The sequence below is a fragment of the Acidovorax sp. NPDC077693 genome, from assembly GCF_044542805.1.
Classification (GTDB): Bacteria; Pseudomonadota; Gammaproteobacteria; order Burkholderiales; family Burkholderiaceae_C; genus Acidovorax.
This window is the reverse complement of sequence record NZ_JBITVD010000006.1, coordinates 53,967-66,869: the sequence shown is the minus strand read 5'-3', so window position 1 is coordinate 66,869 and position 12,903 is coordinate 53,967. Positions and strand designations below refer to the sequence as shown.

The 12,903-nt window shown below is 68.5% G+C and carries 9 protein-coding genes; 6 read left to right on the top strand and 3 right to left on the bottom strand.

Features of this window, described 5'->3' with window-relative positions; translation table 11 throughout:
* Nucleotides 1-107 precede the first annotated feature (107 nt).
* The 4 genes from ACIGHN_RS09705 to ACIGHN_RS09690 all read left to right on the top strand — a co-directional run bounded on the left by ACIGHN_RS09705 (nucleotide 108) and on the right by ACIGHN_RS09690 (nucleotide 2,644).
* Complete coding sequence (locus ACIGHN_RS09705; protein WP_056410694.1) at nucleotides 108-341, top strand: heavy-metal-associated domain-containing protein; 234 nt, start codon at nucleotides 108-110, stop codon at nucleotides 339-341.
* Nucleotides 338-826 (top strand): Cu(I)-responsive transcriptional regulator, encoded by a 489-nt coding sequence (cueR, locus tag ACIGHN_RS09700; RefSeq protein ID WP_396504198.1) that lies wholly within the window; start codon nucleotides 338-340, stop codon nucleotides 824-826. The genes ACIGHN_RS09705 and cueR overlap by 4 nt, the downstream gene beginning before the upstream one ends.
* A gap of 250 nt (nucleotides 827-1,076) precedes the next feature.
* Entirely contained in the window at nucleotides 1,077-1,382 is a 306-nt protein-coding gene (locus tag ACIGHN_RS09695) for a helix-turn-helix transcriptional regulator (protein WP_082485704.1), read from the top strand.
* Nucleotides 1,379-2,644, top strand: coding sequence for a HipA domain-containing protein (locus ACIGHN_RS09690; protein WP_396504197.1), 1,266 nt, complete (start codon nucleotides 1,379-1,381; stop codon nucleotides 2,642-2,644). The genes ACIGHN_RS09695 and ACIGHN_RS09690 overlap by 4 nt, the downstream gene beginning before the upstream one ends.
* A gap of 46 nt (nucleotides 2,645-2,690) precedes the next feature.
* Here ACIGHN_RS09690 and ACIGHN_RS09685 read toward each other — a convergent pair whose 3' ends face one another.
* The gene (locus tag ACIGHN_RS09685) at nucleotides 2,691-3,455 is read right to left on the bottom strand and encodes a TetR/AcrR family transcriptional regulator (RefSeq protein WP_396504196.1); all 765 of its coding nucleotides are present in this window, start codon (nucleotides 3,453-3,455) and stop codon (nucleotides 2,691-2,693) included.
* A gap of 173 nt (nucleotides 3,456-3,628) precedes the next feature.
* On the opposite strand from ACIGHN_RS09685, the gene ACIGHN_RS09680 reads away from it, so the two are divergent.
* The gene (locus ACIGHN_RS09680; RefSeq protein ID WP_396504195.1) at nucleotides 3,629-4,426 is read left to right on the top strand and encodes an enoyl-CoA hydratase/isomerase family protein; all 798 of its coding nucleotides are present in this window, start codon (nucleotides 3,629-3,631) and stop codon (nucleotides 4,424-4,426) included.
* 61 nt (nucleotides 4,427-4,487) lie between these two features.
* On the opposite strand, the gene ACIGHN_RS09675 is transcribed toward ACIGHN_RS09680, so the two are convergent.
* Nucleotides 4,488-5,564, bottom strand: a complete 1,077-nt coding sequence (locus tag ACIGHN_RS09675) for a recombination-associated protein RdgC (RefSeq protein ID WP_396504194.1) — start codon at nucleotides 5,562-5,564, stop codon at nucleotides 4,488-4,490.
* A gap of 341 nt (nucleotides 5,565-5,905) precedes the next feature.
* On the opposite strand from ACIGHN_RS09675, the gene ACIGHN_RS09670 reads away from it, so the two are divergent.
* The gene (locus ACIGHN_RS09670) at nucleotides 5,906-6,511 is read left to right on the top strand and encodes a Spy/CpxP family protein refolding chaperone (RefSeq protein WP_396504193.1); all 606 of its coding nucleotides are present in this window, start codon (nucleotides 5,906-5,908) and stop codon (nucleotides 6,509-6,511) included.
* Between the two features lie 1,266 nt (nucleotides 6,512-7,777).
* Here ACIGHN_RS09670 and ACIGHN_RS09665 read toward each other — a convergent pair.
* Nucleotides 7,778-12,667 (bottom strand): EAL domain-containing protein, encoded by a 4,890-nt coding sequence (locus ACIGHN_RS09665; RefSeq protein WP_056410710.1) that lies wholly within the window; start codon nucleotides 12,665-12,667, stop codon nucleotides 7,778-7,780.
* Between the last annotated feature and the right edge of the window lie 236 nt (nucleotides 12,668-12,903).

Sequence of the window (12,903 nt, the reverse complement as noted above, 5' to 3'; positions counted from 1 at the left end):
GTCGTTGCATGGGCCTTGACCTTGCCATCGTGTGAAGGTTTACGCTGGCACCCTGACACCTTACCGATACCCGTCGGACCACCCCCACAGGACTTCCAGGAGCCACCATGACCACGAACGACACCCCCCATGCCGCTTCCTCCACCCAGCTCTTTGACGTGCAGGGCATGACCTGCGGCCACTGCGAGCGCGCCGTGACGCAGGCCGTGCAATCCGCCGACCCCGGCGCCACCGTGCGCATCGACCGCAGCACCGGCCGCGTGGAAGTCGGCAACGCCACCACGCCCCGCGCCGCCCTGGCCGCGGCCATCGCCGAAGAAGGCTATACCGTCGCGCCATGAGCGCCGCCACCGCCCCCCGCGCCCCGGGCCTTGCGGACAGCAGCAGCAAAGGCACTGGCAAAGCAGCCATCCCCCACGGCCGGCCCCTGACCATCGGCGAGGCCGCCCGCAGCGCGGGCATCTCGGCCCGCATGGTGCGCCACTACGAGTCCCTGGGCCTCTTGGCCGCCGTGGCCCGCACCGACAGCGGCTACCGCCAGTACACCCAGGCGGACGTGCACACCCTGCACTTCATCCGCAGAAGCCGCGACCTGGGCTTCTCGATGGAAGAGATCGCCGAGCTGCTCGCCCTGTGGCACGACCGCAGCCGCGCCAGCAGCCAGGTCAAGCGCATCGCCCAGGCCCACATCGACGACCTGAGCGAGCGCATTGCCTCGATGCAGGCCATGCAACGCAGCCTGCAGACGCTGGTGTCGTGCTGCAAGGGCAACGAGCGGCCAGATTGCCCGATCCTGGATGACCTGGCGGGGGCGGCGGAGCGTTGACAGGGCGCGCTCGCGGCTCTGTTGGCACTGGCGTCCGGCACTGCAACCACGGCATCTGAGGCGACAGGGAGGCCACCGGCGATCCTCTGGGCTCAGTCCATCCATCGATTCAGCGGAAAAATCGTTTTGCTCCTATAAGGTCAATTTCACGAAACGGCATTCACGAAAACTGCAAATTGACCTCATGAGGTCAAAAATAGCGCAATCAACGGTATCTGTGATGTAATTTGCCCCTATAAGGTCAAAAACCATGCAGCTCAACTTTCGCAACCTGCCCGACTTCGCGGCGCGGCTTCAGGCCGAGCGCAGGCGGCAAGGGCTGTCACGCTCCCAAGCTGCAGCCGTCTGCAACGTGAGCCCTTCATTCATCCGCGATGCTGAAAGTGCGCCAGAACGTTGTTCATTGGGCAAGCTGCTGCTGCTGGCGGAGGGACTGGGGCTGACACTGGACATCACATGGCCGGCAGTGTGGCACCCGCACGAAGACCCCGCCGCTTTGGAGATGGGCAACGCCTCCATCGTGCAGGGCCCGTCCCCCGAGGACAGCGCGCCATGATCCGCCTGCGCGTCTGGGCGAATGCCCGCCCCATGGGCTGGCTGGGCCACGCTGCAGCGGACTTCTTTTTCGAATACAACCCCGAGTGGCTGGCCCAACCGGGCGCATTCGCGCTGGCACCGCAGTTCGCCCTGCAGACGCAGCGCTACACCGGCGTGCTGGTGCTCCATTTCTTCGACAACCTGCTGCCCGAGGGCAACGCGCTGGAAGACATCATGGCCGCGCTGCAATTGCGCCACGCCTCTCGCTTCGACCTGCTGGGCCGACTGGGGCAGGAGCTGCCAGGCGTGCTGGCACTGCTGCCCGACAACGCGCAACCCGAGCAACATCAGCAGTACCGCCCGCTGCCCCCCGCCATATTGAGCGAGCGCCTGACAGCGCGGCAGACCGTGCCCCTGCTGGTGTCGAACACGACCACCACCATGTCCCTGGCGGGCGCGCAAGACAAGATGGGCCTGCGCCTCGACGAAAAAACCCTGCAGCTGTACGACAGCGTGGGAGCATCACCCACCACGCACATCCTCAAGCCCGACACACGCCAGCCCCGCTATGCGCCCAGCGCCGTTAACGAATACGCGTGCATGCAACTGGCCAAAGCCCTCAAGCTGCCGGTACCGCCCACGTGGCTGGTGCGCGTGCCCGAAGCCGCGTATGTGGTGCGTCGCTATGACCGCACGCTCATCGCCGGAAACATCGTCGCCCTGCACCAGATCGACGGCTGCCAATTGCTGGGCCAGGGCTACGGCTGGAAGTACGAACGCTCTGGCGGCCTGGCAAGCCTGGCCAAGCTGGCCCACGCACTGCGCAGCGTGCGTGTGCCCGGCGCAGACATGCTGCAGTTCCAGCGCTGGGTGATGTTCAACTACCTCATCGGCAACGCGGATGCGCATGCCAAGAACATGTCGGTGCTCATCGACGAACACGGCTACCGGCTGGCACCCTTCTACGACCTGCTGTGCGTGCGGGCCTACGGCGACACAGGCCTGGCCCTGTTCATCGGGGATGAAGACCACTTCGACGCCGTGGGACTCCATTCCTGGGAAGCCTTCTGCGACGACTGTGGCTTCGGGCTGGCCGATACGCTCAAGGTCTTTCGCGCCATGGCCACGGCCCTGCCTGGCGCATGGAAAAAGGTGCGCACGCGGATCGAGGCCGAGCTGCTGCCGACCGCGCCTGAACAGGCCCTGCTGGACGCCATGGAGCAGACCTTTGCAGCGCACTGCCGCAACGGCCTGTCCATGACAGCGCCCGCAGCGCCCTAGTAGTCACCCGCTGGCAAAGCCCCAGGGTGCTGTGGGCCTGCAGCCGTCAGGCAGCGCTCGCCTTTCTCTTTTTGGAGGGCACCACCGCTACCGCAGGCGGCGCCGCATCCACCCGCCGCACCACCCCACCCATCAACGTACCAATGCACTGCGCCGCCACCTGCTCGGGCGTGTACTGCCCGCCGGGCTGGTACCAGCGGCCGATCCAGCTCAGAGCGCCCGCAATGACAAAGGCCGTCATCTTCGGGTCGCAGGGTGCGAGCGAACCTTCTGCCACGCCCTCGGTCACCAGGCGGCGGAACTCCTGGTCGACGGCGGACTTGAGGCGGCGCAGCTCCTTGCGGGCCGCGGGGGGCAGTTGCTCGTCGCCGATGCGGATCAGGCACATGCCGAAGTCCTGCGTGACGATGCGCGCATAGACCTGCATGCAGGTGATGAGCTGGTCGATGGCCTGGCCGCCGGCTGCGCGCGAGGCGTCGATGCCCTCCAGCATCATGGTCAGGCCCTGGCTCACGCACTGCAGCAGGATCTCGTCCTTGTTCTTCACGTAGTAGTACAGCGTGGGCTTGGTCACGTTGAGGCGCGCGGCGATGTCGTCGAGCGAGGTGGCGTGAAAGCCGCGCTCGTTGAACAGCTGCGCCGCCGCCTGCAGCACGGCGTTGCGCTTGGCCTCGCGCTGGCGCTCGCGGTGCGACACCGGGGCCGCCACGGCGGGGGCGGCGGCGGTCGCGGCAGCACCACTTTTGCGCCGGGGCGTGGGGGCCGTCGCGGCCGTCGCGGCCGTCGCGGCAATGGTCGTCGTCTTGGTCATGTGCGTATTAGAGCCTTTTCGACGCCCGGTCCGCCCGGGGCCCAGGCGCCGCAGCGCCCTGGCGGCGGCGCCCGACCGGGGGAAAACCCCGATGCCGCGGGGCCGGCCGCGCCGCCACTATCAAAACAGGAGCTATCAGCGCTCTGCCACCAAGCACCACAAGCCCTTCGGACATGACCAACACCGCTACCGACCCCACCGCGCCCGTGCTGCTGGAACGCGACGGCCCCATCGCCACGCTGCGCTTCAACCGGCCCGACGCGCTCAACGCCATCGACGTGGCCATGGCCAACGCTTTTCTGACCGCCGTGCAGACTGTTGCCGCCGACCCCACGGTGCGCGCCGTGGTGCTGCGCGGCAACGGCCGGGGCTTCATGGCCGGTGGCGACCTGGCCACGCTGCGGGCCCACCCGGTGCAAGGCGCCATCGACATCCTCACCCCGCTGAACCAGGCGCTGCCGCTGCTGGCGCAGATGAACGCCCCCGTCATCGCCCAGGTGCACGGCGTGGCCGCAGGCGCGGGCCTGAGCCTGCTGCTGATGGCCGACTACGTGCTGGTGGCCGAAGGCACGCGCTTCAACCTGGCGTACATCAACCTGGGCACCAGCTGCGACGTGGGCGCATCGTGGGCGCTGCCCCGGCTGGTGGGGGTGCGCAAGGCGCTGGAGATCGCCCTGCTGGGCGACGCCTTCACCGCCGACGAGGCCCTGCGCCTGGGCCTCGTCAACCGCGTGGTGCCGGCGGCGGAGCTGGACGCGGCCACCGCCGCGCTGGCAGCGCGCTTGGCGAGCGGCCCGACCCAGGCCTACGGCGCGATGAAGCGCCTGATGCGCGATTCAATGGGCCGCACGCTGCCCGAGCAACTGGCGGCCGAGGCCGCTGCGTTCGTGCAGTGCGCGGGCACGCAGGATTTCCAGAGCGGGGTCGACGCGTTCCATGCGCGCCAGAGCCCGCGGTTCACCGGGCGCTGAGAGCGCCTGCCGGGCGTTGACATCGCCTCCCCGGTCTTGAACTCGCCCCTGGCGAGGGTCGTCAGAACGGCGCCGATTCGGGGTCTGTGTCCACCGGTGCCGTGGCCGGCCCGGTGATCGCGCGGCCCGTCACATCCTTGCCTCGGGGCGGCGCCGGCACGGCGGCCGCCAGGCCGGAGCCGGAACCCGGGGCCGATGACGGAGCGCTGTCGCCACCCGCCGCCACCGCCTGCGCAGCGCTGGCCACGCCGCTTTCCGCCTCGCCGCCCAGGGCCTCGATCAGGTCGGGGATCAGCTTGACCAGCTCGCCCGTGGCAATGGCCACGTCGGTGTCGAAGCCGCTGTCGTCGGACTTTGTGCCCTCGAACACCGTGTCGAGGAACGACACCTTCTTGATCTGGAAGCCCTCGGTGAGCATGAAGGACACGCGGTCGTCCCAGGTCATCGCCAGCTTGGTGGGCAGCTTGCCGGCGTCGATGTGGGCCTGCACCTCTTCGATGTCGAGCGCGTGGCGGGCGTAGCGCACCACGGACTTTTCTTCGCTGGCGCTTTTGAGCTCGCACTCGCGGTCCACGGTGAAGCCCACGGGCGGCTCCTGCTCCTTGAGCCAGTGCGACATCGCGGCCTGCGGGCTCGTCTGGGTGTTGATCAGCGACACCGACAGGCCGGGCAGCGACTCGACCAGCAGCGTGACGACCTCATCGGCGCGGCCCTGGCTGGAGGTGTCCAGCACCAGCAGGCGGGACGCCGTGTCGATCCAGATCCACATCGAGCCCTGCTTGGTGAAGGCCATGGGCAGCAGGTCGAGCTTGGCCTCGTCCTTGAGCTCCTTGCTTTCCTTCTTGCCGGGCTTGCGGCCGGTTTCCTGCTCGATGCGCTCGGCCTTTTCCTTCACCCGACGCGCCAGCACGCTGCCGGGCAGCACCTTGGACTCGACCATGAAACGCAGGATCCACTGGCCCCCGACCGACTCGGCCAGCGGGCCGTGGGCATCGCCGCGTGGCGGCACCCAGCCCAGGGACTTCTCCTGCGTGGCGCCGCACTCCATGAAAGGCGCCTTGGCCAGCGCTTCCTCGACCTGGGTCAACTCCACCTGCCATTGGGGGGCAATGCGGTACACGATCATGTTCTTGAACACGGGACAACCTTCTTCTCTTCTAGGCGTTGAGCGAACAACGGGCAAACGGCGAATCCGCCATTGTCGGGGCTGCGGGCACCGGTCTCGCGCCGCACCGCAGGCTTCCGTACATCCGGCGGGAGCATTGCTACATATTTCATAGCTGTCAACGCCGGATGGACGAGCGGTAGAGGTCGATACCGCCCCAAGGTCCGCGCCGCGTACGGATCTTCTTGTCACAACTTTACACAGCCTCACCCAGTGGGCACGGCGGCGATACATGGCAGGCGGACACTGACCCTCAACCGCTGAGCCAACCTGGCACAGCGGGCTGCCACCTCCACCGTGAAAGGACTCACACCATGGCTTTCCAACTTCCACGCCGCTTTGTCGCCACCGCTGTTCTGGCTGCCCTGGCCCTGCCCGCTCTGGCACAACCGGCACCTGCCAGCCCCGCAGCCGCCCCGGCGGCCGCCAGCGCCACCGCCCCCGAGGGCCGCCACGCCCGCCAGGCCGGCGAGCCGCGCCGGGACCACCACGAACGCCACCAGGCCCGTCAGGCCCACCAGGCAAAACGCATGGCGGCCTTGAAGGACCAGCTCAAGCTGACGCCCGCACAGGAATCCGGCTGGACCACCTTCACCACGGCCCTGCAACCGGGCGAGCGCACCGCGCGCCTGGACCGCAAGGACATGGACAAGCTGACCACGCCCGAGCGCATCGACCGCATGCGAGCCCTGCGCGCCCAGCACGCCGCCGAGGCCGACCGCCGTGGCGAGGCCACCAAGGCCTTCTACGCCACGCTGACGCCCGAGCAGCAAAAGACGTTTGACGCCCAGGCGCACCGCCAACACCGCGGCGGCCCCCACGGCGAAGGCCGCCCCGGCAAGGGCGGCGAGCGCCACCACCACGGCGACGCGGGCAGGCCCGCACCCGCACCGGCCGGTGCGGCCATGCCTGCCAAGTAAACCAGCGGCAGCCGCAAGGCACGCCACCACCCACGGCCCGGGGTCCTGCAAAGGACCCCGGGCTTTTTCCTTGGGAGCACGGCCCGCTGTTTTGGGTCGGCGCAAAGCAGCGCGGTGCGGAACACAGGCTGGCCGCACCAGTGCGCCTGTGGATAAGTCTGGGGAGACTTTTCGAACAACCGGGCAGTTATCCACACAAAGATGCCGGCGGCCGAAGTTGTTGTCTGCCGGCCCCGAAGTTCAACCCCGGCGTCCCACAGTGTTTGAAGCGACGCAAGTGCGCGCCAGCATTGGCAAATCCGGCCTTGTCCACAGAAACAGGGCGGCTCTACTACTACTGCTATTTATATATAGATCTATCAATGAATAACAGAACACCCCGAATCCGGGACACCGGGACCGCCTGCTGACGCCTTCACGAGCGTCTTTGCGCACCCGGTAAAGCGGCCGATGCCACGGCCCGAGCGGCAAATCTGGCGCACATCGCTCCCCTGAGGGTGGGGGCGGTCCAGAGGGCGTCCATCAGCGGGTGCCTGCCCATGCACAGCCGGCACTCGCCAGACGGCCCGTCACGCGCCCGCCCAGCCACACCGCAGCGGTGGCGAGGGCCTCACCGACAACGATCCAGAGCGCCTGCCGCAGGACTTCCTGGCGGCACAGATCCCGGTCAGCGGCACCGGTGCGTCGAATTTGCTATGTTTTCAGTAGCTGCTGGCGCTTGTCCATAGGGCGCCAGGACCACTTTTCCAGCAGATTCCCGGGCACAGCGACCCCGGTGGGTAAAACTGGGGACAGTTTTGGCACAAGTACCCGGTTGTCCACAGGCCGCAGCGATTCCTGGCTTTTGTCCCCGCCGGCGCGACAGCGGAAACAGGGGCTGGCCCACAGGGTTGGGCTGCGCGCAAGTGCTTGCCGCGTCTGGGAAAAACGCGGTTGTCCACACCGCAAGCCGTCCTCTACTACTACGACTATGTATTTATAAAGAAAATAAAGAAGAAGACAGGGACAACTTCCCGGGGCCAGGCACCGCACGGGTGGGATCGCCTTGCGCCAGGCATGCCGCTGTCGTGGAGGGGGCTGATGCTGGGAAGAGGCGCAGCCAATGGCCTGAGAGGGGCCTGGAGGCCTGCCGGACGGCGGGCACACCCCCTCCTCCTGCCGGCGCGTTGCCAGCCCGCCCTGGAGGCTCTGGGCGCGCCGTGGTGTGCCGGGCTGGCCGCCCGGAGACGGCAACGCGCACGGGACAGACTGCCCGTGGCCTGTGGATCAAGCCTCGGCGGGCTTGTGGAGGAAGGTCGCCAGCACGTCGGCCGAGAGCGGCCGGCTGAACAAATAGCCCTGGTAGTGCATGCACCCGGCATGGGCGAGCAGCTCGCGCTGCTCGGGCGTTTCCACGCCTTCGGCGATCACCTGCAGGCCCAGGCTGCGCGACAGGCCGATGATGGTGTCCACGATGGCCGCATCGTTGGGGTCGGTGAGCAGGTCGCGCACGAAGCTCTGGTCGATCTTGAGCTGGTCGAGCGGCATGCGCTTCAAGTAGCTCAGGCTCGAATAGCCGGTGCCGAAGTCGTCCAGCGAGAACCCCACGCCGTAGCTGCGCAGCGCGGCCATGGTGGCGATGGTGGTTTCCATGTCTTCCACCAGCAGGCTTTCGGTGAGCTCGAGCTTGAGCAGGTGGGCCGGTGCACCGGTGATGGCCAGCACCCGCGCCACGTCGTCCACGAAGCTCGCATGGCGGAACTGGCGCGAGCTTACGTTCACCGCCATGGTCAGGTGCGCCAGGGCCGGGTCGTCCTGCCAGCTCGACAGCAGCTTGCACGCGGTGTGCAGCACCCAGCGGCCCAGCGGCAGGATGAGCCCGGTTTCCTCGGCCAGCGGGATGAACTGCGCGGGCGAGACCATGCCGCGCTGCGGGTGGGCCCAGCGCACCAGCGCCTCCACCCCCACGCACAGGCCCGTCTGGTGCATCTGCGGCTGAAAGTGCAGCAGGAATTCCTCTTGCGCCAGGGCCGCGCGCAGGTCGGTCTCCAGGCCCGCGCGGGCCGTCACCACCGCCTGCATGTCGGGGTCGAAGAAGCGCAGCGTGTTGCGCCCTGCGGTCTTGGCCTGGTACATGGCCAGATCCGCCTGCTTGAGCAGCTCGCCCACGCTCGTTTGCTCGCCGGTGAAGGGCGCCACCCCGATGCTGGGCGTGCTGCGGTACTGGTAGCCGGCCAGCGCGTAGGGCACGGCCAGCATGGTCAAAATCTTCTCGCCCACGCCGCGCGCGTGCAGCGCCAGTTCGTGCGGCTTGGCGCTCAGCTCTTCCAGCATCACCACGAACTCGTCGCCACCCAGCCGCGCCACGGTGTCCACGCTGCGCACGCAGGTGTTCAGGCGCTGCGCCACCTGCTGCAGCAGCAGGTCGCCCTGGTCATGGCCCAGCGTGTCGTTCAGCGTCTTGAAGTTGTCGAGGTCGATGAACAGCAACGCCCCGCCGTGGTGGCGGCGCTGCGCGTTGGCCAGCGCGTGGCCGATGCGGTCCATCAGCAGCATGCGGTTGGGCAGGCCGGTGAGCGCGTCGTAGAACGCCAGGCGCTGGATCTCGCGCTCGCTGGCCTTGCGCTGGCGGATGTCGGTGTTGATGGCCAGGATGGAATGCGGCTGTCCGTCGTCGCCGCGCACCAGCGTCCAGCGCCCCTCCACCTCGATGGTGCTGCCGTCGCGGTGGTACTGCACGATCTCGCCCGTCCACTCGCCCTGCTCCAGCACCGCCTGCGTGGCGTGCCGAAAGTGCGTGGGGTCGTCGTAGAGCAGCGTCTCGATGGACTGGCCCAGCGCCTGCAGCTGAGACCAGCCGTACAGCCGCTCGGCGCTCTTGTTCCAGAAGATGATGCGGTGCGTGAGGTCGCGCACCAGGATGGCGTCCTGCGCCTTGTCCAGCAGCGACGCCTGGTGGCGGATGCGGATGTCGGCCAGCTGGCGGTCGATCTCGGCCGAGGCGCGCGCGGCAAAGATCTGCAGCGTGGAGGTGATGAAGTCCGTTTCCGCGATGGGCTGGCGGAACAGCACGAAGACGAAGCCCACCACCTCGCCGTCGCCGTTGCACAGCTGCTGGCCCGCATAGCCCTGCGCGCCCACCAGGCGCAGCATGGGTGCGGACGGAAACGCCTGCTGGACCTTCTCGGCCACCACGAACTCGCGCTGGTTCAGCAGCATCTGGCTGGGCGTGCCCTCCAGCATGTATTCGTCGTTGGACAGCATGTGGCCGTCCAGCACGGCCGCGAGCGTGGTCACCCGGTCGGGCTGGCCTTCGCTTCCGGGCAGCAGCCGCACCACGCAGCCGCCCTGCGCACCGAGCGCATCGGCCATGTTGCGCACCAGCTGCACGAAGAACTCGGTGCCCGTGCTGGCCGACACGGCCGCTGCCACCTTGAGCACCGAGGCCTGCAGGCGCTGCTGCGCCTTGTGCGCGCGCAGGCTGGTGATGCCGAAGGCCACGTCGTTGGACAGCTCCTGCAGCAGCGCGGCCTCCTGCGCGCTGATCTGCAGGATGTCGGGCGCGTACAGGTACAGCAGGCCGAAGGTGCGGTCCTGGTCGTGGTCGCGCTGCTGCAGCGGCAGGCAGATCACGCCGTGGAACCCGTGCTCCAGCATGCGCTCGGTCCAGTCGGCGAAGTCGCCTTCGGCGCGGATGTCCTGCACGATCACCGGCTTGCCCGAGCGCACGGCCGTGCCCGCCGGGCCGCGGCCGTACGGGTCGTCGGCCGACCACGACAGGTGCAGGTTCTCCAGGTAGTTCTGGTTGTAGCCGGCATGGGCCACGGGCTCGATGGACTTGCGGTCATCGTCCCGCGCAAAGCCCACCCAGCCCATGCGGTAGCCGCCGATGTCCACCGCGATCTGGCAGATGGCCTGCAGCAGCGCGGTCTCGGACGTGGCGCGCACCAGGGTCTCGTTGCAGGCGCTGAGCAGGCGCTGCGCACGGCCCATGCGCGCGAGCTCGCGCTCGGTGCGCAGGCGCTCGGTCACGTCGGTGGCCAGCACCTGGCGCGCGGGGCGGCCATTGAAGCTGATGCTGCCGGCCGTGATCTCCACGTCCATCATCGAGCCGTCCTTCTTGAGGTGGCGGCTCACCACGGGCCGGTTGCGCTGGTCCATCGGGATCGCGTCGATGCTGGCCTTGATGGCCGCGCGGCGCTCGGCGGGCCACAGGTCGGTCATCTGCATGGCCAGCAGCTCGGCCTCGGTGTAGCCGTAGTGCGTCACCATCGACTGGTTCACCGCCTGCAGGCGCAGCGTCTCCTTGTCGTACACCCACATCGGGTGCGGGTGCTCGTCGAACAGCATGCGGTACTGCTGCTCGGACGCGCGCAGCTGCGCGGCCACGTGCCGCAGCTGCACCATGGAGCCGAGCGACTCGGTCAGGATCTCCAGGTGGGCCACGTCGCGCCGCGAGAACGCCTGGGGCTGGTCGGACGTGACCTTGAGCGAGCCGACCACGCCGCTGGCCGTGCGCAGCGGCACCGCCATCACCGAGCGCACGCCGTGGCGGTGCGGCATCGAGCTCATGTCCCAGCCCGCGGCCTCGGTGTCGTTGCACACCACCGTGCGGCCTTCGCGCAGCGAGGGCCACAGCAGGCTCTGGTCCACGGGCAGCAGGTGGCCCACCGGGCGCACGTGGTCGCCCGCCGCGGCCTGCGCCACCAGCTCCTGCTCGCGCAGCAGCTCCACCAGCGCGCCACGCGCCCGCGTCTGGCGCAGCACCGTGTCGGCCACGAGCTGCAGCGCCTCGTGCAGGGGCAATGCCATCGACGAGATGCGCTGCTGCACCTGCAGCAGTTCGGCATGGTTTTGCGCATCGCGCTGCGCATCGATCTCGGCGAGCTTTTGCCGGCTGATGTCGGCCATGCCGCCCACCATGCGCACCGCCTTGCCGCTGGCGTCGCGGATCACGAAGCCGCGGTCCAGCACCCAGGCGTAGCTGCCGTCGTGGCGGCGAAAGCGGTATTCGCTCGACCAGTGCGTGCCCTTGCCGTCGATCACCGCGTGGATGCCGGTGACCACCGCATCGCTGTCCTCGGGGTGCAGGCGCGACGTCCAGGAGCTGCTGTCGGCCTGCAGCTGGTCGGGCGGCACGCCGAACAGCGTCTGCATGCCCTCGTTCCACCAGATGTGGTCGGTGAACAGGTTCCAGTCCCACACCGCATCGGCCGTGGCGCGCGAGACCAGGTGAAAGCGCTCCTCGCTCTCGCGCTGTGCCTGGTGGGCGCGGCGCTGGGTGGTGATGTCCTGGAAGGCGCCCTGGATGCGCAGGATCTGCCCGTCGGCACCGCGCACCGCCTGCCCCGCGGTGCGCACCCAGAAGTGCCGCTCGCCCGGCATCAGCGCCTCGGCCTCGATGTCGAACGGCGTGCCGTGCTGCAGGCAGTCGTCCAGCACCCGCTGCATCACGCCGCGGTACGGCGGCGTGTACAGCTGCAGCACCTGCGCCAGGCCGCTTTGCCGCTGCGCAAGGCCGTAGGTGGCCGCGATCTCCTGCGACCAGGTCCACTGCTGGCCGGGCAGCTCCACCGTCCAGCCGCCGATGCGCGCGATGCGCCCGGCCGCGCGCAGCGCCTCGCCCTGGGCCACCATCTCGGCGTGCATCTGGTCGCGCTCGCGCACCAGGTGGGCCAGCAGCCGCTTCTGGCGGCGCAGCTCCAGCTGCACCATGGCCTGGCCCGCCAGCATCTTGAGGGCGTCGATCTGTGCGTCCTGCAGCGTGCGCGGCACGGTGTCGACCACGGCCAGGGTGCCCAGGGCAAAGCCCTCGGGCGTGACCAGCGGCACGCAGGCATAAAAGCGCACATGCGGATCGCCCACCACCAGCGGGTTGCTGGCCAGCACGGGGTGCAGGGCGGCGTCGGGCACCACCATCGGGTCGCGGCGGCCGTCCAGCGCATGCGCGCAGAACGCGATGGCGCGCTCGGTCTGCTGAAACGCCAGGCCCACCGACGCCTTGAACCACTGGCGCTCGCCGTCGAGAAAGTTGACCACCGCGATGGGGCAGCCGCACACCTGCGCGGCCAGGGCCGCCAACTGGTCGAAGCCTTCCTCGGCAGGGGTGTCGAGGATCGCGTAGGACTGCAGTGCCAAAAGCCGCGCTGCCTCTTCGGGTGCGTGGGCTGATGACATGGTCAGGCAGCTATCGTGCAGCGACCCAGCGGCGCGCACCCCGTCCCGGCGCCTGGAGCGGCCTGGGTGGCATTGCCGTGGAGCTCAAGCATCGTCAAGGGTCTTCGCAGTGGGGATGAAAACCGTCGCCGCAGGCCGCAGTGCCCAGGCCAGGACGGTAAAAGGTGAATGCTACACCGCGACGCGCTCTGCCCGCGGCGCTGGGCATGGGGGTTTGCCCCAAAAGCAGTCGCACA